The organism is Pseudomonas zanjanensis (assembly GCF_014268745.2).
Lineage (GTDB): Bacteria > Pseudomonadota > Gammaproteobacteria > Pseudomonadales > Pseudomonadaceae > Aquipseudomonas > Aquipseudomonas zanjanensis.
In genome coordinates this window covers 187,725-207,843 of the sequence record NZ_JABWRB020000003.1, presented here as the reverse complement: position 1 = coordinate 207,843, position 20,119 = coordinate 187,725, and the positions used below count along the sequence as shown (strand labels likewise).

Genomic DNA, 20,119 nt, shown 5'->3' with positions numbered 1-20,119 from the left:
TCGGTAATCCGAAAGTTACCAATGAGTTATAGCCTCTGATTTGGATTTGGCCCGATTCGTCGGACGGGCGTCATTATTTTGTCTGGTTGAGCACCTGCAGAATCGCCGCGCTTTGCGCGTCCGGTGTGCCGTCGAAGCGGGTCGGACGGTAGTGCATCTGGAAGGCGGCCAGCACCTGTTGGGTGGCCACGTCCCATTCGCCGGTCTGGGGCGTTGGGTAGCCCAGGCGGGCCAGTTCGGCCTGGAACCAACTGGCGGACGGTAGCTGCGCGGCGAAGAGTACCTGCTGGCGCGCGACTGCCTGCTCGTCCGGCCATACTCCCAAGCCCGCCTGCGCCAGGCGCTTCCATGGAAACAGCGGGCCTGGATCGAGCTTGCGCAGGGGCGCGATGTCGCTGTGGCCGATGATGCTGCGCGGGTTGAGCCCGTTGCGCTTCAGGATGTCCTTGAGCAACACGGTCAGCGCCTGGACCTGGGCTTCGCTGTAGGGATACCAGAGACGCCCGGTGGGCGTGTCGATGAAACCTGGATTGACGATTTCGATGCCAATGGAGCTGGAATTGAGCCAGGTCCGACCTTCCCATTCACTTTCCCCGGCGTGCCAGGCCCGTCGGCTTTCATCCACCAGCTTGTAGATGGTTGCGTCTTTATCGTCGCCAATCAGGTAATGGGCACTGACTTCGCCATGGGTCAGAAGGGCCAGGGAACGTTCCAGGGAGGCCGAGGTGTAATGCACCACCACGAATTGGATGCGGTTGTCATGGTTGACGGAAGGGTGACTGGTGTCGAACCGCGGGCCGCTGGTGCAGCCGGCCAGGACAATGAAAGCAACGATGAGCGAAAGAAATTTCATGGCGGAAGGCATTACGCGCTGGAAGTAATGCAACAGTGTAACGTATCGCCCCGCGATGATCCGGTGCGCGGGACGATAATAAACAAATTGGAACAATTAGCCCTCAGCCCAGCTCCACGCGGTTGCGCCCGGCATTTTTCGCCCGGTAGAGCGCCTGATCGGCTCTTTTAAGCACTGAATCGCTGTGTTCGCCCGGCTTGAAGGCCGTCATGCCCACCGATACCGTCACGGTCACCGGCTCGCCCTTGAAATGGAATGGGCAAGCTTCGATGGCCAGGCGCAGCGCCTCGGCCAGCTTGGCGCCAGCGGCCAGCGGCGTATCCGGCACCAGCAGGACAAACTCTTCGCCACCGAAACGCGCGATGAAATCGCTGCCACGCAGACGCTTGCGCAGGACCGAAGCGATCAGTTTCAACACCCGGTCGCCGGCCAGATGGCCATAGTTGTCATTGATGCGCTTGAAATGATCGAGGTCCAGCATGGCCAGCAGCAAGCTGTTGCCATGTTGCTGCCACTGGCCGACTTCATGTTCCAGCCGCTCGGACCAGGCAGCACGGTTGGGCAAGCCGGTGAGCGGATCGACCAGCGCTTTTTGCCGTTGCTCTTCGAGATTTTCCCGCACGACCTGGGCATCCTGCTCCATCAGCGCGACACGATCGGCCAGGCTTTTCAGGCGCGTCGAGACTTCCTGCTCGCGCTGATCCCGTTGTTGACGGTGTTGGTCCATCGTGCCGAGCAAGCCTTCAAGATGATTCTCCAGCACCTGCTTGAGGCCTTCCAGGTCATCGGCTTGTTGCACGCTGCTTTGCAGCCCGTCCACCTGTTCGCGAATCTGGGTGTCCATTTGCCGGGAGGCCGACAGGTTGTCGGCGTGGTCTTCACTGGCGGCTTGCAGGCTGCTCTGGAAGGACTCCAGCCGATCATTGAGGCGCTGCAAGTACGCTTCGAACTCATGCTGGCCGGTGTCGGTGATGGCCAGCATCAATACCGCCAGATCATCGAGGATCGGTAGCAGTTCGTACCAGTTCATCCCATTTCGCAGCCGCTCGCGCATGGCTTCGGCTTGTGGGCGATGGCGTTCGGGCAAGGTCAGGTCGCCCAACAGGCCCAACAAGGTGTCTTCAATGTGTTTGGCGACCGAGCTGTAGGACGGCTCCGGCGAGTCGGGCAGGGCGTACTGGGCGTCTACGATATCGGCTGCGGCCAGGGGGTCGTCGGGCTCGACTTCTGTTGGCGGCGACGAGGAGGCGGGAAGGGCCTGAGGCTCATCCTCGGGCATCAGTTCGTCGGGATTCTCCGGGCTGGACGCTGCTACCGGGAGCTCGTGGGCGACCGGTGTTTGCGACGGGGCGGGCGCGGTTGCTTCGTCCGGCTCGCTGGTTGGCTGAATCACTTCGGCGACGGGTGTCGGAGTGGGCGTCGGCGCGACTTGGGTCTGCGGCGCAACCGGGCCGACCGGTTCGGGCGTCGCCTCGGCTGCTTGCTCCGCGACCAATGGCTGCGGTGCTGGCCCTGGTGCGACGGAGGCTGCATCACCTGCCGGCTCAACGGCTACCGGCAGAGTCGTTTCTGGCGCAGACGCCACGCTGGCCTGGGCAGGCTCGTGGGGCTGCGGCGTCGCTTCCTCATGGCCTTGGCCGCCAAACAGCCGTTGCAGCAGGCCGGGTCGATTCGGTTCGACAGGGGCGTCCAAGGCGCTCAGGGCCTTGCCTTGCAAACCGCTCAGTTCGCTGAGCAGCAGCGGAATCTCCCGGGCCTGGCCGGCTCGGTCCTCCAGTTGCTTGGCAAACTTCTTCAGCGGCCGGCTGACTTCTTTGGGCAACGGCAGCCTCTGCAACTGGGCGACCAGGGCGGTCAACGCAGCGCTCGTCTGCTCGACCCGGGTTTCGCGGCGTTGCTCGGAATCGAGTACGGCTTTCTCCAGGCGCGGCAGCAGGGCAGCGAGGCCGGCATCCATGTCATCGGTGCGCACTACCTCGCGCATCTCTTTCATGCATTGATCGACAGCCCGGTCAGTGCCCTCGGCGGCCAGGGTGCTGCGCACCAGGCCACGACGCAGCAAGTCGAGCCGAGCATCCCAGCGGCGCTCGAGCTTTTCCTGCTGTTCGATGCTCTTGAGGTATTTCTCTCTCCAGCGTTCGGCGTCGTCGCTCATTCATTCGGATCCGCGAGGGCAGTACTCAGCGCAGGGAATGCATCGGCCGTGAGCGAACCCGGCAAACGAATTTCTACCGCGACCGGCAGGTGATCGGAAATGGGTTGGGCCAGCACCTCGACGCGTTCGAGGGTCAGGGTCGGGCTCAATAGAATATGGTCCAGGCAGCGCTGGGGGCGCCAGCTGGGGAATGTCGCTTCCAGTTGCGGGGCGAGCAAGCCGAGATCGCGCAAGGGCGACGTCTGCAGCAAGTCGGTGGCGTGGGTGTTCATGTCGCCCATCAGGATCTGATGTTTGTAGCCGCCGATCAGCTCGCGAATGTAGGCCAGCTGCATTGTCCGGGTACGCGCCCCGAGGGCCAGGTGCATCATGACCACGATCAGCGCCTCCGGACCTTCGCCGAAACGCGCCAGGATCGCCCCGCGCCCCTTGGGGCCCGGCAGCGGATGATCTTCGATCGCCCACGGACGCAGGCGACTCAACACGCCATTGCTGTGCTGGCCGAGGCGTCCGAGGTTGCGATTGAGTTGCTGGTACCAGTAGGGAAAAGCGCCCAGTTGGGCCAGGTGTTCCACCTGATTGACGTAGCCTGACCTCAAGCTCCCGCCGTCGGCCTCTTGCAGCGCCACCAGGTCGAAGTCCTTGAGCAGGTCGCCGATTTTCTGCAGGTTGCCGGCACGCCCGGTGTGCGGCAGCAAATGTTGCCAGCCGCGGGTCAGGTAATGCCGGTAGCGCTCGGTGCTGATGCCCACCTGGATATTGAAGCTGAGCAGCCGCAAGCGGCTGTCGCCAGGCAGGCCCGTGGACGTGACATGATGCTCGTTGACCCGTGGTTCATGCAGGCCAACGATGCGTTCGGTACTCCAGCGGGCCATGGGCGTGGGCCGCGCTTAGTTGGCAGCAGCCTTGGTGGCCGCTCGCTCTTTGGCGATCAACTGGTCGGCCAGTTGCAGGGCTTGTTCGGCACCGCCGGCAGAGCCGATGTCAAAGCGGTACTTGCCGTTGACGACCATGGTCGGTACGCCGGTGATTTCGTATTTCTTCGCCAGCTCGCGGGCCTTCTTGATCTGGCCCTGGATGGCAAAGGAATCGAAGGTGGCGAGGAACTTGTCCTTATCGACGCCCTGGGTGGCGAGGAAGTCCGCCATCTCATCTTTCTTGACCAGCTTCTTGCCTTCTTTCTGGATCGCGTTGAATACCGCAGCGTGAACCTTGTGCTCGACGCCCATGGCTTCGAGGGTCAGGAACATCTGGCCGTGGGCGTCCCATGGGCCACCGAACATGGCGGGAATGCGGACGAAATTGACGTCCGAAGGCAGTTTTTCAGCCCATGGGTTGATCACCGGTTCGAATGCGTAGCAATGCGGGCAGCCGTACCAGAACAGCTCCACGACTTCGATCTTGCCAGGCGCTGCCACCGGAACGGGGTTGGCCAGTTCGACATAGGGGGCGGCGGGCTTTTCAGCCGCTTGGGCAGTCACGCCGAACAGGCTGGCGGCGACGAGCGCGGCGCTGATGATCAGATTACGCATGCTTTACTCCTGGACAATGAGGGGGCCTGGCAAGGCCTGTTTCTAAGACAGACCGTGGCGGGTTCAAGTTCTCTAGTGTAACGGCAGCGGCCACAAAAAAGGGCGGCCAAAGCCACCCTTTTGATGCTCGCATCGACAGATTAATCGAGCGTTAACGTTGCAAGAGGTGTATCCCCTCGCAACGGCCTTAGTGCAGGCCCTGGATGTAGCTGGAAACTGCCGCGATATCTTCGTCGCTCAGCTTGCGGGCAATGGTGCGCATGGTCATTGCGTCACCGTCGTTGGCACGACCGCCTTCTTCCTTGCGGAAATCGGTCAATTGCTTGGTGATGTACTGGGCATGCTGGCCGCCCAAGTGTGGGAAACCGGCAGCGGCGTTGCCCTTGCCGTCAGGGGAATGGCAGCCAGTGCAGGCTGGCAGGCCTTTTTCCAGGTTGCCGCCGCGGAACAGCGCTTCACCGCGAGCCACGAGTTTTGGATCGGCGGCGCCGACGCTGCCCTTCTGGCTGGCGAAGTAGGCTGCGATGTCCTCCAGGTCCTGATCGCTCAGGTTGGTCAGCAGGCCGGTCATTTCCAGCACGACACGCTTGCCGTCCTTGATTTCCTTCAACTGCTTGGTCAAGTAGCGCTCGCCCTGGCCCGCCAGTTTCGGAAAGTTGGGCGCCATGCTATTGCCATCCGGGCCGTGGCAGGCCCCGCATACGGCCACTTTCGCCTCACCGGCCTTGGCATCGCCAGCGGCGTGGGCTACGCCGGATATCCCCAAGGTCAACAGCAGACTCACGATCAGTTTGTTCATCAGCTAATCCAACTACGGCTAAGGGTTAAAGAGTTATGGACCGGGTTCACTCGCTCATCCACTGGATGATGGCTCGGTAATCCTCGGCACTGCAGTCCATGCACAAACCACGCGGCGGCATCGCCTTGAAACCCTGGGTCACGTGTTGCACCAGCGTCTCCATACCTTTCGCCAACCTCGGCGTCCAAGCTTCCTGATCGCCCTTGCGGGGCGCCATGGGGAGTTGGCCGGAATGACAGGCACCACAAACACGGTTGTACACAGCTTCCGGATCCTGTGTAGCCTGAGCGCTGTAAAGCGGCATCAAGACACCGGCAGCTAGCAGCCATTTCGTCATAAAACGACCTTTTCAGGGTTGGGAACGAGCTGCGTTCTAATGCGCAATTTCGGTCGGTCGCTCCCGTGAGCTTCATCCTACGCTGGGACAAAACGCACACAAAATCTGCGGCATTATATACTGGCGTCACTGAAACGGAAACGACACAGCTTGCCGCGTCCATTCCCGACGCCGCCCACATCGGAAATCCCATGCAACTGAAGAACCCTATCCTCGGCCTGTGCCAACAGTCCACCTTCATGCTCAGCGCCGCCAAAGTCGATCAATGCCCAGACGACGAAGGCTTCGAAGTGGCGTTTGCCGGCCGTTCCAACGCCGGCAAATCCAGCGCGCTGAACACCTTGACCCATGCGAGCCTGGCACGCACCTCGAAAACCCCGGGTCGCACGCAGCTCTTGAACTTCTTCAAGCTAGACGATGAACGGCGTTTGGTCGACCTGCCCGGCTACGGCTACGCCAAGGTACCGATCCCGCTCAAGCAACACTGGCAGCGTCACTTGGAAGCCTACCTGGGCAGCCGCGAGAGTCTGAAAGGCCTGATCTTGATGATGGATATTCGCCATCCGATGACCGACTTCGACCTGTTGATGCTCGATTGGGCAGTCGCCAGCGGCATGCCGATGCACATCCTGCTGACCAAGGCCGACAAGCTCACCTACGGCGCGGCGAAAAATACCTTGCTCAAAGTGCAGTCGGACATTCGCAAGGGCTGGGGCGACGCGATCACTATCCAACTGTTCTCGGCACCCAAGCGCATGGGCTTGGAAGAAGCCTATACCGTGCTGGCGGACTGGATGGAATTGGCGGACAAGGGCAGCGAAGAGGCCGAATAAGCCAAATCGCAGGCAAAAAAAACCCCGGACTTCTTATGGGGAGGGGGAAGTTCGGGGTCCAAGTTCCGGACCGCTAGGGCGGGGTCCAGATATCTGCCAACACTTAACACAACATAGGAGCATTGAAGGGCTTCACCAGCCATTCAGAATCTCTGAGTGGCGATTCACGGGTTTAGTTCAGATTTTTTTTGGAAATAACCGTAGGAATTTTCCGAGCTAACGAAGCCATCGCTGGCATTGCGGTGACTCCCTGTGGCGAGGGAGCTTGCTCCCGCTGGCCTGCGCAGCAGGCCCCTGCATTTTTCCAGGCGGACTGCATCGCCCGGTTTGCGACTGCTGCGCAGCCGAGCGGGAGCAAGCTCCCTCGCCACAAAAGCCCTAGGCCTCAGGACGTGGGAATCAGTGCGCCTCGTCCCAGTTATTGCCCACGCCCACTTCCACCAGCAGCGGCACGTCCAACTTAGCGGCGGCACTCATGTGCTGGCGGATCTCTTCGCGCACCTGGTCAACCAAGTCTTCACGCACTTCCAGCACCAGTTCGTCGTGGACCTGCAGGATGACTTTCGCATCCAGCCCTGACGCCGTCAGCCAGCCATCCACGGCAACCATGGCTTTCTTGATGATGTCAGCCGCCGTGCCTTGCATCGGCGCGTTGATGGCGGTGCGCTCGGCGCCTTTGCGCAGGGCCGGGTTTTTCGCGTTGATGTCTGGCAGGTACAGGCGACGACCGAAAATGGTTTCGACGAAACCTTGCTCGGCCGCCTGGGCGCGGGTGCGCTCCATGTAGGCCAACACACCCGGGTAGCGGGCGAAGTAGCGGTCGATGTAGGCCTGGGACTGCTTGCGATCGACGCCAATCTGCTTGGCCAGGCCGAACGCGCTCATGCCGTAGATCAAGCCGAAGTTGATCGCCTTGGCGCTGCGGCGTTGGTCGTGGGTGACGGCTTCCAGGTCGACGCCGAACACCTCGGCCGCCGTGGCCCGGTGCACGTCCAGGTCATTGCGAAAGGCGTGGAGCAACCCTTCATCCTTGGCCAGGTGCGCCATGATCCGCAGTTCGATCTGCGAATAGTCCGCCGCCAGCAGCTTGTAGCCTTTCGGCGCAACGAACGCCTGGCGGATGCGCCGGCCTTCGGCGGTCCGAATCGGAATGTTCTGCAGGTTCGGATCGATGGACGACAAGCGCCCGGTCGCGGCGACGGCTTGCTGGTAATTGGTATGGACGCGGCCGGTGCGGCTGTTGATCTGTTCCGGCAGGCGATCGGTGTAGGTGCTCTTGAGCTTGCTCAGGGAGCGGTACTGCATCAGCACCTTGGGCAGCGGGTAATCCTGCTCCGCCAGTTCGGCGAGCACCGCTTCGGCGGTGGAAGCCTGGCCCTTGGCAGTTTTGCTGAGCACCGGCAAGCCGAGCTTTTCGTACAGGATCACGCCCAATTGCTTCGGCGAACCGAGGTTGAATTCCTCACCGGCGATGGCAAACGCCTCACGCTCCAGGGCCACCAACTTCTCGCCCAACTCGACACTTTGTACGCCCAGCAGGTTGGCATCCACCAGCGCGCCCTGGCGCTCGATGCGCGCCAGGACCGGCATCAGCGGCATTTCGATGTCGTTGAGCACCGGGCCCAGGCTTGGCGTGGCGGCCAGCTTTTCCTGCAAGGCCTGGTGCAGGCGGAAAGTCACGTCGGCGTCTTCGGCGGCGTAAGGGCCGGCCAGTTCCAGGGAAATCTGGTCGAAGGTCAGTTGCTTGACCCCTTTGCCGGCGATGTCCTGGAAATCGGTCTTGCTCTGGCCCAGGTATTTGAGCGCCAGGCTGTCCATGTCGTGACGGGTCGCAGTGGAGTCCAGCACGTAGGATTCCAGCATGGTGTCAAAGGCGATGCCCTGGACCAGGATGCCGTTGTTCTGGTCACCGCCAATGGCGCAGTTGGCCAGGATGTTGGTTTCGAACTTGGCGTGCTGGCCAACCTTGAGCTTGTCCGGGTTTTCCAGCAGCGGCTTGAGCGCCTTGAGCACTGTGTCGCGGTCCAGTTGCTCCGGCACGCCCATGTAGGAATGGGTCAGCGGGATGTAGGCCGCCTCGAACGGGGCCACGGCGAACGACAGGCCAACGAGTTGCGAATGCTGGGCATCGCCGCCGTTGGTTTCGGTGACAAAGGCAAACAGCGGCGCTTTTTCCAGTTTCGCCAGCCACGCGTCAAAGCGCGCCTGGTCGAGGATGACCTCGTACTTGGCCTCGGCAGCGCCGGGCTGTTCGTCGGCCACTTCGACGATCTCCTGGCCGGCACGCTTGGCGTCCCGCTGGTTTTCTTCGAACCAGCTCTTGAACTCCAGCAACGTATACAGCTCGGCCAGTTTCTCGTGGTCGGGCGTGCCCATTTGCAGGTCGTCGAGGCCGACATCCAATGGCACGTCGGTCTTGATGGTCGCCAGTTCGTAGGACAGGAATGCCATTTCCTTGTGTTCTTCGAGCTTGGCGGCGAGGGTCTTGGCGCCACGGATCGGCAAGGTGGCGACGATGTCCAGTTGCGCGTACAGCTCGGTCAGGCCGCCGTTGACGCCCACCAGCAGGCCGGAAGCGGTCTTCGGTCCGATACCCGGGACGCCCGGGATGTTGTCGGACGAATCGCCCATCAACGCCAGGTAATCGATGATCTGCTCCGGAGCGACGCCAAACTTCTCCTTCACGCCAGCCACGTCCAGGGCGCTACCGGTCATGGTATTGACCAAGGTAATGTGCCCGTCGACCAACTGCGCCATGTCCTTGTCGCCGGTGGAGATCACCACCGGACGGTCGGCCGCCGCGCTGCTGCGGGCCAGGGTGCCGATCACGTCATCGGCCTCGACGTTGTCCACGCACAGCAACGGGAAGCCCAGGGCCTTGACGCTGGCGTGCAGCGGTTCGATCTGCACGCGCATGTCGTCGGGCATGCTCGGGCGGTTGGCCTTGTATTCGGCGTACAGCGCATCGCGAAACGTCCCACCCTTGGCGTCGAACACCACGGCGAACGGACTGTCCGGATACTGCTTGCGCAGGCTCTTGAGCATGTTCAGCACGCCCTTGACCGCACCGGTCGGCAGGCCTTTGGACGTGGTCAGCGGTGGCAGCGCATGAAAGGCGCGGTACAGATAAGAAGAACCGTCCACCAGGACGAGGGGGGCTTGGCTCATGAGCAGGATCAACCTTTTCGGCGGGTCCGGGGCTAGAATAGCGGGACCGTTGACGACAAAGGGACAAGGTTATCATGCGTACACTAAATCGCCTGTTACTGGCTGGCTTGTTTGCATTCACCCCGCTGGCCGTCATGGCGGCGGATGACGCGCCCTCGGCGGACCCGGATGTCACCATCCGCACCGAAGGCGATAAAACCATTCAGGAATATCGGCAAAACGGCTTTTTGTACGCGATCAAGGTCACGCCCAAGAACGGCAAGCCTTATTTCCTGGTACGCGCCGACGGCACTGATGCAAACTTCATCCGCTCGGACCAGCCGGATATGCTGATCCCTTCGTGGAAAATCTTTGAGTGGTAATACCGCTCGCGACTTCAACCGGCGCCCGCTGAAGGGCGCCCGTACTGGCAGTTTAACCATGTCTGTGTTCACGCCCCTGGCTCGGCCCGAGCTGGAAACCTTTCTCGCCCCTTACGGGCTCGGCCGCTTGCTTGATTTCCAGGGGATCGCCGCTGGCAGCGAAAACACCAATTTCTTTATCAGCCTGGAGCAGGGCGAGTTCGTCCTGACCCTGGTAGAGCGCGGCCCGGTGCAGGAAATGCCGTTCTTCATCGAACTGCTGGACGTGCTGCACGACGCCAACCTGCCGGTGCCTTACGCCTTGCGCACCACCGACGGCGTCGCGCTGCGGGAGCTGGCGGGCAAACCGGCGCTGCTGCAACCGCGCCTGGCCGGCAAGCACATCAAGCAGGCCAACGCCCAGCATTGCGCCCAGGTCGGCGAATTGCTAGCCCATCTGCACCTGGCGACCAAAGGCAACATGATCAAGCGCAAGACCGATCGCGGCCTGGACTGGATGGAGGAGGAGGGCGGCAAACTGCTTTCGCACCTCGACGCCGAACCGCGTCAGCTGCTGGAGGCTGCGCTGGAAGAAATTTCGTTGAAGAAGGTCGGCATCCTGGCGCTGCCCCGGGCCAACATCCACGCCGATCTGTTCCGCGACAATGCGATGTTCGAAGGCACGCACCTGACCGGGTTGATCGACTTCTATAACGCCTGCTCCGGGCCGATGCTGTATGACGTCGCCATCGCCCTGAATGACTGGTGCTCGGATGACGACGGCGTGCTCGATGGCGCCCGGGCCCGGGCGTTGCTGGGTGCTTATGCAGCGTTGCGGCCGTTCACGGCTGCCGAGGCCGAGCTATGGCCGACCCTGTTGCGCGTGGCATGCGTGCGGTTCTGGTTGTCGCGGTTGATCGCCGCCGAATCGTTTGCCGGGCAGGATGTGTTGATCCATGACCCAAAGGAGTTCCAGCAGCGGTTGGCGCAGCGGCAGACGGTTCATACGGTGTTGCCGTTCGCCCTCTGACACCTAGTGGATCTGAATGCCTTTGTGGCGAGGGAGCTTGCTCCCGCTCGGTTGCGCAGCGACCGCAAGATTTTTAGGGCCGCTTCGCGGCCCAGCGGGAGCAAGCTCCCTCGCCACAAGAGCAGTGGGGTTATAACGCCTCCAGGCACCCCGCCAAATCATTCCCCAACTTTTCCAACAACTGCTCATACCCCTGCGCCGTCGCCGGGGTATAGCCGCCCAGTGCATCCAGCTCCGCCAGCTTCACCGGCAACCCGGCCACCAGGGTTTCGGCCAGGCGCGGGCGCAGGGGCGGTTCGCTGAAGACGCAGGTCTTGCCCACCGCCTGCAATCGCGTGCGCATCGCCGCCACGTGCTGGGCCCCGGGCTGGACTTCGGCGGCCACGGCGAACACCCCGGCGTGCTTGAGGCCGTAGTTGTCTTCGAAATAGTCGAACGCCTCGTGGAAGACGAAGTACGGCTTGCCCGCGACCCCGGCCAGGCGCGTCTTGAGGCGCGTGTCCAAGGCATCGAGGCGCTGGTTGAAGCCCTTGAGGTTGTTTTGATAGCGGGCCGCATTCGCTGGATCCGCCGCGCTCAGGTCAGCCGCCATCCTGGCGGCGATCACCCGCGCATTGTGCGGCGAAAGCCACAGGTGGGCGTCCACGGTGCCGGGGCGATGGTCGTGATCGTGATCGTGATCGTCGCCTTCATCATGGTCATGATCCTCGTGGGACGCGCTGTCCTGGGCGAAGTGACGCAACTTGAGCCCGGGCAGCTCCTGCACCGCAACGGAGGGCAGGGTACGACCGTTCAGCACGCGCGGTAGGAAACCTTCCATGTCCGGCCCAATCCAGTACAGCAGGTCCACCGACTGCACCTTGCGTACATCGGAGGGCCGCAACGCGTAGTGATGCGGCGAAGCCCCCGGGGGCAGCAACACTTCCGGAACGGCCACGCCGTCCTGCACGGCGGCGGCGATCAGTTGCAGCGGCTTGATGCTGGTTAGGACCTTGACGTCGGCCTGGGCCGGGCCGATCAGTAGAAAACTTGCGACAAAAGCGACAAAGAGCGAAAAAAATCGGGACACGATGACCACTCGTAGAGGCGAGAACGGGTAACATAATAACGTCTCTCACTAAACTCGTCGCTGCCCATGCCTATTACACCCCTTGCCAGTCGTCCCCACGATCACTCCCACTGCGTGCACAGCGCGCTGTCCGAGGCCGACGCCATCTGCGCGCGCCAAGGGTTGCGCCTGACCGCCCTGCGGCGGCGCGTCCTGGAATTGGTCTGGCAAAGCCATAAGCCACTGGGCGCCTACGACATCCTCGCGGTGCTCAGCGAGCAGGACGGCCGCCGCGCCGCGCCGCCAACCGTCTATCGGGCGCTGGACTTCCTCTTGGAAAACGGCCTGGTGCATCGGATTTCGTCGCTCAACGCCTTCGTCGGCTGCAACCATCCGGAGCACGCCCACCAAGGCCAATTCCTGATTTGCCGCGAATGCCACGCCGCCATCGAGCTGGAACAGAAATCCATCAGCGATGCCATCGTCGCCAGCGCCAGGGAAGTCGGCTTCGTCGTCGACACCCAGACCGTCGAAGTCGTCGGCCTCTGCTCCGGCTGCCAGGGGGCCTGATGAGCAACGCGCTGATCCGCCTCGAGCAGGTGGCCGTGACGTTCGCCGGGCAGAACGTGCTGGACAACATTCACCTGAGCGTCGAGCCGGGGCAGATCGTGACCTTGATCGGTCCCAACGGCGCCGGCAAGACCACCCTGGTGCGCGCCGTGCTGGGTTTGCTTAAGCCCGACAGTGGCAGCGTCTGGCGCAAGCCCAGGTTGCGCGTCGGCTACATGCCGCAAAAACTCCACGTCGACCCGACGCTGCCACTGTCGGTGCTGCGTTTCCTGCGCCTGGTGCCTGGGGTGGACCGCGCCCGGGCCTTGGCTGCGCTCAACGAGGTCGGCGCCGAACAGGTGATCGACAGCCCAGTGCAAAGCGTGTCCGGTGGCGAGATGCAACGCGTGCTGCTGGCCCGCGCCCTGCTGCGCGAACCTGAATTGTTGGTGCTCGACGAACCGGTGCAAGGCGTCGATGTGGCGGGCCAGGCCGAGCTGTACAGCCTGATCACCCGCCTGCGCGACCGCCACGGCTGCGGCGTGCTGATGGTCTCCCATGACTTGCATCTGGTGATGAGCACCACCGACCAGGTGGTCTGCCTCAACCGCCACGTTTGCTGCTCCGGGCATCCCGAGCAGGTCAGCGGCGATCCGGCCTTCGTCGAGTTGTTCGGAAAGAACGCACAAAGCCTGGCGATTTATCACCACCACCATGACCACGCCCATGACCTGCATGGCTCGGTGGTCAGCGCCCCTTCTGCTTCCAATCATGTTCATGGAGACGGCTGCAAGCATGGCTGATTTTCTGTTGTACGCCCTGCTCGCAGGCTTGGCACTCGCCCTGGTCGCCGGTCCGCTGGGTTCGTTCGTGGTCTGGCGGCGCATGGCCTATTTCGGCGACACCTTGTCCCACGCGGCACTGCTGGGCGTCGCCCTGGGGTTTCTGCTGGATGTCAGCCCCGCCATCGCGGTGACCGTTGGCTGCCTGTTGCTGGCGGTGGTGCTGGTCACCCTGCAACAGCGCCAGCCACTGGCGTCCGACACACTGCTGGGCATCCTCGCGCCGAGCACGCTGTCCCTCGGGCTGGTGGTGCTGAGCTTCATGCGCGACGTGCGGATCGACCTGATGGCCTATCTGTTCGGCGATCTGCTGGCGATCAGTCCGACGGACCTTGCCTGGATCCTGGGCGGCAGCGCGGCGGTGTTGCTGCTGCTGGTGGCGCTGTGGCGACCGTTGCTGGCGGTCACCGTCCATGAAGAGCTGGCACGGGTCGAGGGTTTGCCCGTGGTCAGCCTGCGCTTGGCGCTGATGCTGTTGATTGCGGTGGTCATCGCCGTGGCGATGAAGATTGTCGGTGTGTTGCTGATTACGTCATTGCTGATCATTCCGGCGGCTGCGGCACAGCGTCACGCCCGCTCGCCCGAGCAAATGGCCTTGGGTGCGAGCCTGCTGGGCGTGCTCGCGGTGTGCGGCGGCCTGGCCCTTTCCTGGTTCAAGGACACCCCGGCCGGCCCGTCGATCGTGGTCAGCGCCGCTGCGTTGTTTCTGCTGAGTTTTGTCCTGCCCCGTCGAGGGGTGTAGACTTGCTCGCTTTTTGCGCAAATAGAGAGTCGCAGGAATGAAGCCGTTCGCCTCCCGTTATCTGCTCCTTGTCGCATTTTCCCTGCTGCTGGGCGCGTGCCAGAGTACTCCGCCGGTTACCCAGGCCCCCGATACGCGGGGCCCGGCCATCGCGCAGCTCGAACAAAGCCTGGCCAGCAATGAGCTGGCCACCGCTGAAGGCCAGTTGGCCGCCTTGCAAGCCCAGTCGCCCGAAGACCCGACGCTGGAACCCTACCAGCGGCAATTGGCCGAGGCGTACCTGCGCCGCAGCCAGATCGACCTGCAAAAAGGCGATGTCAACGCCGCCGCCACCGCCCTGAGCCGTGCCCGAGCGCTGATGCCCAAGGCCCCAGCGCTCACTGGCGAGGTCAACAGCGCCATTGCCGAAGCCCGCAAGGCCGACCTGGAAAAAGCCGAGGCCGACCTCAAGGCCGCCGAAGCCAAACCGGTCGCCAAGGTGATCGACCCGAGCGCACCCAGCACTACCGTTGCGCTCAACATAGCCGATATCCAGCAAATGCGTCGGCAATTGGACGCCATCGCCGCCGATGTGGTGAATTATCAGTGCGACGTCAGCATCCAGGCGCCGCGTACCGATGATTATCCGTGGTTGGCGACGTTGCTGAGCAAGCGGGTCAAGAAACTGGATCCGGGGTTTGATTTGAAACTGCAAAAGCAGATTTTGCGCAGTGTGCCGGCGCAGGTTGTGTTGACACCGCGTAAGCCCTAAAAGCATCGTCGGAACGCCGCCCGGAGCAAGCTCGCTCCCACAGTGGTTTTGTGTCGATCACAAAATCTCATGTGGGAGCGAGCCTGCTCGCGAAGGCGTCCCTACTAGCAACAAGCTTCTTTCAGGCAGCCATCAAGCCGGAACCGCCTTCGCCTTGGGCTCCCGCGCCCAAACCCGATGCTGAGCAATCGCCGCGAAAAACCGCGAAAAACCGCTCGCATCCGCATCTTCGATCAACCCTGCATCCACCTCCAGCTTCAACTCCACCAACAACTGCCGGGCCTCACCATGAAGCCCGATGGCTTTCAGATGCTTGTAGGCCTCCAGCACGTAATGCAACGCCACGCCGTCGCGACTCAAGGCCTTGATCGACTCCGCGCCACCGGGCACGAACACCGCGTCAAAGGCAATCGACGGCAAGCCTTCCATGGACGCATCCACCGCCAGGGTTTTCCCATCGGCCGTGGTGACCGGCGCAGAAGTCGGCCCTAGCACTTTGGCGTGGGCGCCCTCAGCCTCCAGAGCCCGCTTGAGCGTATCGATGATCGCGCCATCGACACCGTTGGCCACCAGCACCGCCACTTTGCGCGTCTTCATGTCACCGGACAGCAGGTTCGCCTGGCTCAAGGCCGGGGATTGCTCCAGCGATGGCGTCGGAACATCGACAGTTCCAGCGGTCGGTGCCGGCAAGCCGAGGTTTTTCGCTACCCGCCCGGCCAGTTCCAGGTCGATGTTGGCCAGGATTTCATTGACCTGCCGCGCCCGGATGAACTCCCGCTCGACCTTGCCCAGCTCGAAGCTGTAGGCGGCGATGATGTGCTCTTTTTCGTGGGGGCTCATGCTCTTGTAGAACAGCCGCGCCTGGGAGAAATGATCGGCGAACGAATCGCTGCGTTGGCGGATCTTGTAGGCATCGATACGCTCTGGGTAACTTTCGAAGCCGCCGTCCTGCGGGCCGGGCGGGGTTTCTTTTGGCCAGCCGCCGTCGATGGAGTTCGGCTCGTAGGACGCACGCCCCTTATCGATGGTGGTGCGGTGCATCGCGTCACGCTGGCCGTTGTGAACGGGCGTAATCGCACGGTTGATTGGCAGCTCATGAAAGTTCGGCCCGCCGAGTCGGCTGATCTGCGTATCGGTGTAGGAAAACAGCCGGCCTTGCAGCAGCGGGTCGTTGGAAAAGTCGATGCCCGGCACGATGTGCCCAGGGCAGAAGGCGATTTGCTCGACTTCGGCGAAGAAGTTGTCCGGGTTGCGGTTCAGCACCATCTTGCCCAACGGGGTGATAGGCACAAGTTCTTCGGGAATGATCTTGGTCGGGTCAAGTAGGTCGAAGTCGAATTTGTGCTCGTCCTCCTCGGCAACGATCTGCACGCCGAACTCCCATTCCGGGTAGTCCCCCATCTCAATGGATTCCCACAGGTCGCGACGGTGGTAATCGGTGTCCTTGCCCGCGAGTTTCTGGGCTTCGTCCCACACCAGGGAACAGGTCCCGGCCTTGGGTCGCCAGTGAAACTTGACGAAGCTACTGCGGCCTTCCGCATTGATCATACGGAAGGTGTGCACCCCAAAGCCCTGCATCGTGCGTAGGCTTTTTGGAATGGCCCGGTCAGACATCGCCCAGATCACCATGTGGGCCGATTCCGGCACCAGCGAGACGAAATCCCAGAACGTGTCGTGGGCCGAGCCGCCCGTAGGAATTTCGTTATGGGGCTCGGGTTTTACCGCGTGGACAAAGTCTGGAAACTTCACCGCGTCCTGAATGAAAAACACCGGCATGTTGTTGCCCACCAGGTCGAAGTTGCCTTCGTCGGTGAAGAACTTCACCGCAAAGCCGCGCACGTCCCGCACGGTGTCACCGGAACCCCGTGGACCTTGCACGGTGGAAAAGCGCACGAACACTGGCGTCTTTTTACTCGGGTCTTGTAGGAAACCAGCCTTGGTCAGGGCCGCATGGGATTCATAGGCCTGAAAGTAGCCATGGGCACCGGTGCCGCGGGCGTGAACGATGCGCTCCGGGATGCGCTCATGGTCAAAGTGCGTGATTTTCTCACGCATGATGAAATCTTCCAGCAGCGAGGGCCCGCGCGGGCCGGCGCGCAAGGTGTTCTGGTTATCGGCGATCTTCACGCCCTGGTTGGTGCGCAGCGCCTGCTCGGTGGCGTCGGAGCGAAACTGTTCCAGGCTTTCGAGCTTGGCGTTGGTGTTACCGCGGTCCAGGGTGTCGGTCCCGGCCAGCTGGCTCTTGTCGACCGTGGGCTTGTTGATACTCATCAGGCATGACTCCTCTTTGCGTTCCTCGCTGTGGCCAGGACTCTTGAGTTCGATGCCGCAGGTGCAGGACCCGGGCATTTGGAGTGGCTTAATGAGTGACCCATGCCGTTTGGCTGTGTTCCTTTTTTATGGCCTTTGATCGCGTTATTGCCAAATGACTGGTCCGATCGCAAATAAATGCTAAGAACCTCTATACGGACAGGCTAAAATGCGCGCCCGGCTAACCGCTGATCCTTTTCCAACGCGCCCCACAAGGTTCGCTACGTGATCGAGTTTCAAAACGTCCATAAAACCTACCGGGTTGCCGGTAGGGATATCCCCGCCCTGCATCCGACCAGTCTGACGATTGAGAACGGTCAGGTCTTCGGCCTGATTGGCCATTCCGGTGCAGGAAAAAGTACCCTGCTGCGCCTGATCAATCGCCTGGAAGATTCCACGGGCGGCAAGATCATTGTCGACGGCGAAGAAGTCACCGCCCTGGACGCCAGCGGCCTGCGCCGCTTCCGCCAGCAAGTCGGGATGATCTTCCAGCACTTCAACCTGCTGGCGTCCAAGACCGTGGCCGACAACGTGGCACTGCCGCTGACCCTGGCCGGCGAGTTGTCCCGTAGTGACATCGACCGCCGCGTCGCCGAGTTGCTGGCGCGGGTAGGGCTGTCCGACCACGCCCGCAAATACCCGGCGCAGCTGTCCGGCGGCCAGAAGCAGCGCGTCGGCATCGCCCGCGCCCTGGCGACCAAACCCAAGATCCTGCTGTGCGACGAGGCCACCAGCGCCCTCGACCCGCAGACCACCGCCTCGGTGCTGCAACTGCTGGCAGAGATCAACCGCGAGCTGAAGCTGACCATCGTGCTGATCACCCATGAAATGGACGTGATCCGCCGCGTTTGCGACCAAGTGGCCGTGATGGACGCCGGCGTGATCGTCGAGCAGGGCCCGGTGGCCGAGGTGTTCCTGCATCCGAAGCACCCGACCACCAAGCGTTTCGTCCAGGAAGACGAGCAGATCGACGAAAGCGAACAGCGCGACGATTTCGCCCACGTCCCAGGACGCATCGTACGTCTCACGTTCCAAGGCGACGCAACCTACGCGCCATTGCTCGGCACCGTCGCCCGGGAAACCGGTGTGGACTACAGCATCCTGGCCGGTCGCATCGATCGCATCAAAGACACCCCCTACGGGCAACTGACCCTCGCCATCACCGGCGGTGACATGGAGGCGGCGTTTGCCCGCTTCACCGCGGCTGATGTCCACATGGAGGTGCTGCGCTGATGGAATTTTTTGCAAACGTCGACTGGCTGGAAATCTGGCTAGCCACCGGCGACACCTTCCTGATGCTGTTCGGCTCGTTGCTGTTCACCGTGCTGCTCGGCTTGCCCCTGGGCGTGTTGCTGTTCCTGTGCAGCCCGCGCCAGTTGCTCGAAGCCCGCGGTGTTTATGCGCTGCTGTCGCTGATCGTGAACATCCTGCGTTCGCTGCCGTTCATCATCCTGTTGATCGTGATGATTCCGTTCACGGTGTTGATCACCGGCACCTCCCTGGGCGTGGCCGGCGCGATCCCACCACTGGTGGTCGGCGCGACACCGTTCTTCGCCCGCCTGGTGGAAACCGCCCTGCGCGAAGTCGACCGCGGCATCATCGAAGCCACCCAGGCCATGGGCGCGACCACGCGGCAGATCATCGTAAACGCCCTGCTGCCAGAAGCCCGCCCAGGCATTTTTGCAGCGATTACGGTGACAGCGATTACGCTGGTGTCCTACACGGCCATGGCCGGTGTAGTCGGTGCCGGTGGTCTGGGCGACCTGGCGATCCGCTTCGGCTACCAGCGTTTCCAGACCGATGTGATGGTGGTCACGGTGGTGTTGCTGCTGGTGCTGGTGCAAGCCCTACAGACCGTGGGCGACAAACTGGTTGTGCATTTCTCTAGAAAATAAGGCCTCGCGGCCAATAAACCATGAGCCGGCCATTCGCTGGCAGGCGCCAAGAGCAGGCGCCCCACAAGGAGTTAGCTGAATGAAAAAACTACTGGTTGCCTTCGCTGCCGCCGCCGCGTTTTCCGCCCACGCCGCCGACACCCTCACCGTCGCGGCCACGCCGGTGCCGCACGCGGAAATCCTCGAATTCGTCAAACCGGCCTTGGCGAAGGAAGGCGTGGACCTCAAGGTCAAAGTCTTCACCGACTACATCCAGCCCAACGTACAGGTGGCGGAAAAGCGCCTGGACGCCAACTTCTTCCAGCACCAGCCGTACCTGGATGAGTTCAACAAGGCCAAGGGCACGAACCTGGTGAGCGTGGCCGGTGTGCACCTGGAACCCCTGGGCGCGTATTCCAGCAAGTACAAGGCACTGACCGAACTGCCGGGCGGCGCCAACGTGGTGATCCCGAACGACGCCACCAACGGCGGCCGTGCGCTGTTGTTGCTGGCGAAGGCTGGGGTGATCAAGTTGAAGGACTCGGGCAACATCCTGTCCACCACCAAGGACATCACCGAGAATCCAAAGGATCTGAAATTCCGTGAGCTGGAAGCGGCGACCATTCCGCGGGTGCTGACCCAGGTGGATCTGGCGTTGATCAATACCAACTATGCGTTGGAGGCCAAGCTTGATCCTTCCAAGGATGCGTTGGTGATCGAAGGTAACGACTCGCCTTATGTGAACATCTTGGTGGCCCGTCCGGATGATAAGGACAGTGAGGCGATGAAGAAGCTGGTTGCGGCGCTGCATACGCCGGAAGTGAAGGCTTTTATTCTTGAGAAGTACAAAGGGGCGGTTTTGCCGGCGTTTTGAGCTGATCAGGTAATAAAAAACGGGGCTGCGTGGGAATGCGGGCCCGTTTTTTTATGCTCGGAAATATGCGTGTCGCGCAGA

The 20,119-nt window shown here is 62.0% G+C and carries 19 protein-coding genes; 10 read left to right on the top strand and 9 right to left on the bottom strand.

What is annotated here, in order from left to right; genetic code table 11:
- Positions 1 to 73: 73 nt before the first annotated feature.
- From HU715_RS20720 to HU715_RS20695, 6 genes are all read right to left on the bottom strand, one after another.
- The gene (locus HU715_RS20720) at positions 74 to 853 is read right to left on the bottom strand and encodes an N-acetylmuramoyl-L-alanine amidase (protein ID WP_186706424.1); all 780 of its coding nucleotides are present in this window, start codon (positions 851 to 853) and stop codon (positions 74 to 76) included.
- Positions 854 to 956: 103 nt separating this feature from the next.
- On the bottom strand, positions 957 to 3,008 hold the full coding sequence (locus HU715_RS20715) for a GGDEF domain-containing protein (protein WP_186706425.1): 2,052 nt from the start codon (positions 3,006 to 3,008) through the stop codon (positions 957 to 959).
- Positions 3,005 to 3,883, bottom strand: a complete 879-nt coding sequence (locus HU715_RS20710; protein ID WP_186706426.1) for an endonuclease/exonuclease/phosphatase family protein — start codon at positions 3,881 to 3,883, stop codon at positions 3,005 to 3,007. The genes HU715_RS20715 and HU715_RS20710 overlap by 4 nt, the downstream gene beginning before the upstream one ends.
- Positions 3,884 to 3,898: 15 nt before the next feature.
- Positions 3,899 to 4,540 (bottom strand): thiol:disulfide interchange protein DsbA/DsbL, encoded by a 642-nt coding sequence (locus HU715_RS20705; protein ID WP_186706427.1) that lies wholly within the window; start codon positions 4,538 to 4,540, stop codon positions 3,899 to 3,901.
- Between the two features lie 187 nt (positions 4,541 to 4,727).
- A complete protein-coding gene (locus HU715_RS20700) occupies positions 4,728 to 5,339 on the bottom strand; it encodes a c-type cytochrome (protein WP_186706428.1) in 612 nt (203 codons plus the stop codon).
- Between the two features lie 46 nt (positions 5,340 to 5,385).
- Positions 5,386 to 5,676: a c-type cytochrome gene (locus HU715_RS20695; protein ID WP_003196231.1), complete on the bottom strand. Its 291-nt coding sequence runs from the start codon at positions 5,674 to 5,676 to the stop codon at positions 5,386 to 5,388.
- A gap of 191 nt (positions 5,677 to 5,867) precedes the next feature.
- On the opposite strand from HU715_RS20695, the gene yihA reads away from it, so the two are divergent.
- The gene (yihA, locus tag HU715_RS20690; RefSeq protein ID WP_186706429.1) at positions 5,868 to 6,509 is read left to right on the top strand and encodes a ribosome biogenesis GTP-binding protein YihA/YsxC; all 642 of its coding nucleotides are present in this window, start codon (positions 5,868 to 5,870) and stop codon (positions 6,507 to 6,509) included.
- 399 nt (positions 6,510 to 6,908) lie between these two features.
- Here yihA and polA read toward each other — a convergent pair whose 3' ends face one another.
- The gene (gene polA / locus HU715_RS20685) at positions 6,909 to 9,677 is read right to left on the bottom strand and encodes a DNA polymerase I (protein ID WP_186706430.1); all 2,769 of its coding nucleotides are present in this window, start codon (positions 9,675 to 9,677) and stop codon (positions 6,909 to 6,911) included.
- 74 nt (positions 9,678 to 9,751) lie between these two features.
- Here polA and HU715_RS20680 point away from each other — a divergent pair, with 74 nt between their 5' ends.
- Complete coding sequence (locus HU715_RS20680; protein WP_053126892.1) at positions 9,752 to 10,039, top strand: DUF2782 domain-containing protein; 288 nt, start codon at positions 9,752 to 9,754, stop codon at positions 10,037 to 10,039.
- Between the two features lie 58 nt (positions 10,040 to 10,097).
- On the top strand, positions 10,098 to 11,048 hold the full coding sequence (locus HU715_RS20675) for a homoserine kinase (protein WP_186706431.1): 951 nt from the start codon (positions 10,098 to 10,100) through the stop codon (positions 11,046 to 11,048).
- A 130-nt stretch (positions 11,049 to 11,178) separates the two neighbouring features.
- Here HU715_RS20675 and znuA read toward each other — a convergent pair whose 3' ends face one another.
- On the bottom strand, positions 11,179 to 12,117 hold the full coding sequence (gene znuA / locus HU715_RS20670) for a zinc ABC transporter substrate-binding protein ZnuA (RefSeq protein WP_186706432.1): 939 nt from the start codon (positions 12,115 to 12,117) through the stop codon (positions 11,179 to 11,181).
- 66 nt (positions 12,118 to 12,183) lie between these two features.
- On the opposite strand from znuA, the gene zur reads away from it, so the two are divergent.
- Genes zur through HU715_RS20650 form a run of 4 tightly spaced genes read left to right on the top strand, consistent with a single transcriptional unit; the run spans position 12,184 to position 14,980 of the window.
- Positions 12,184 to 12,666 carry a zinc uptake transcriptional repressor Zur gene (gene zur / locus HU715_RS20665; protein WP_186706433.1) on the top strand — a complete coding sequence of 161 codons (483 nt, stop codon included), beginning with the start codon at positions 12,184 to 12,186 and terminating at the stop codon, positions 12,664 to 12,666.
- Positions 12,666 to 13,448 (top strand): zinc ABC transporter ATP-binding protein ZnuC, encoded by a 783-nt coding sequence (gene znuC / locus HU715_RS20660; protein ID WP_060739886.1) that lies wholly within the window; start codon positions 12,666 to 12,668, stop codon positions 13,446 to 13,448. Before zur ends, znuC begins: the two co-directional genes overlap by 1 nt.
- Entirely contained in the window at positions 13,441 to 14,229 is a 789-nt protein-coding gene (gene znuB, locus HU715_RS20655; RefSeq protein ID WP_186706434.1) for a zinc ABC transporter permease subunit ZnuB, read from the top strand. The genes znuC and znuB overlap by 8 nt, the downstream gene beginning before the upstream one ends.
- 37 nt (positions 14,230 to 14,266) lie before the next feature.
- Positions 14,267 to 14,980 (top strand): PA5502 family lipoprotein, encoded by a 714-nt coding sequence (locus tag HU715_RS20650; protein WP_186706435.1) that lies wholly within the window; start codon positions 14,267 to 14,269, stop codon positions 14,978 to 14,980.
- A gap of 132 nt (positions 14,981 to 15,112) precedes the next feature.
- Here the strand turns inward: HU715_RS20650 and katE are convergent, their stop codons facing one another.
- The gene (gene katE, locus HU715_RS20645) at positions 15,113 to 17,329 is read right to left on the bottom strand and encodes a catalase HPII (protein WP_225917675.1); all 2,217 of its coding nucleotides are present in this window, start codon (positions 17,327 to 17,329) and stop codon (positions 15,113 to 15,115) included.
- A 186-nt stretch (positions 17,330 to 17,515) separates the two neighbouring features.
- On the opposite strand from katE, the gene HU715_RS20640 reads away from it, so the two are divergent.
- From HU715_RS20640 to HU715_RS20630, 3 genes are all read left to right on the top strand, one after another.
- Positions 17,516 to 18,523: an ATP-binding cassette domain-containing protein gene (locus tag HU715_RS20640; protein ID WP_186706437.1), complete on the top strand. Its 1,008-nt coding sequence runs from the start codon at positions 17,516 to 17,518 to the stop codon at positions 18,521 to 18,523.
- Positions 18,523 to 19,185, top strand: a complete 663-nt coding sequence (locus tag HU715_RS20635; protein WP_186706438.1) for a methionine ABC transporter permease — start codon at positions 18,523 to 18,525, stop codon at positions 19,183 to 19,185. Before HU715_RS20640 ends, HU715_RS20635 begins: the two co-directional genes overlap by 1 nt.
- 79 nt (positions 19,186 to 19,264) lie before the next feature.
- Complete coding sequence (locus HU715_RS20630; RefSeq protein ID WP_186706439.1) at positions 19,265 to 20,038, top strand: MetQ/NlpA family ABC transporter substrate-binding protein; 774 nt, start codon at positions 19,265 to 19,267, stop codon at positions 20,036 to 20,038.
- Positions 20,039 to 20,119: the final 81 nt, after the last annotated feature.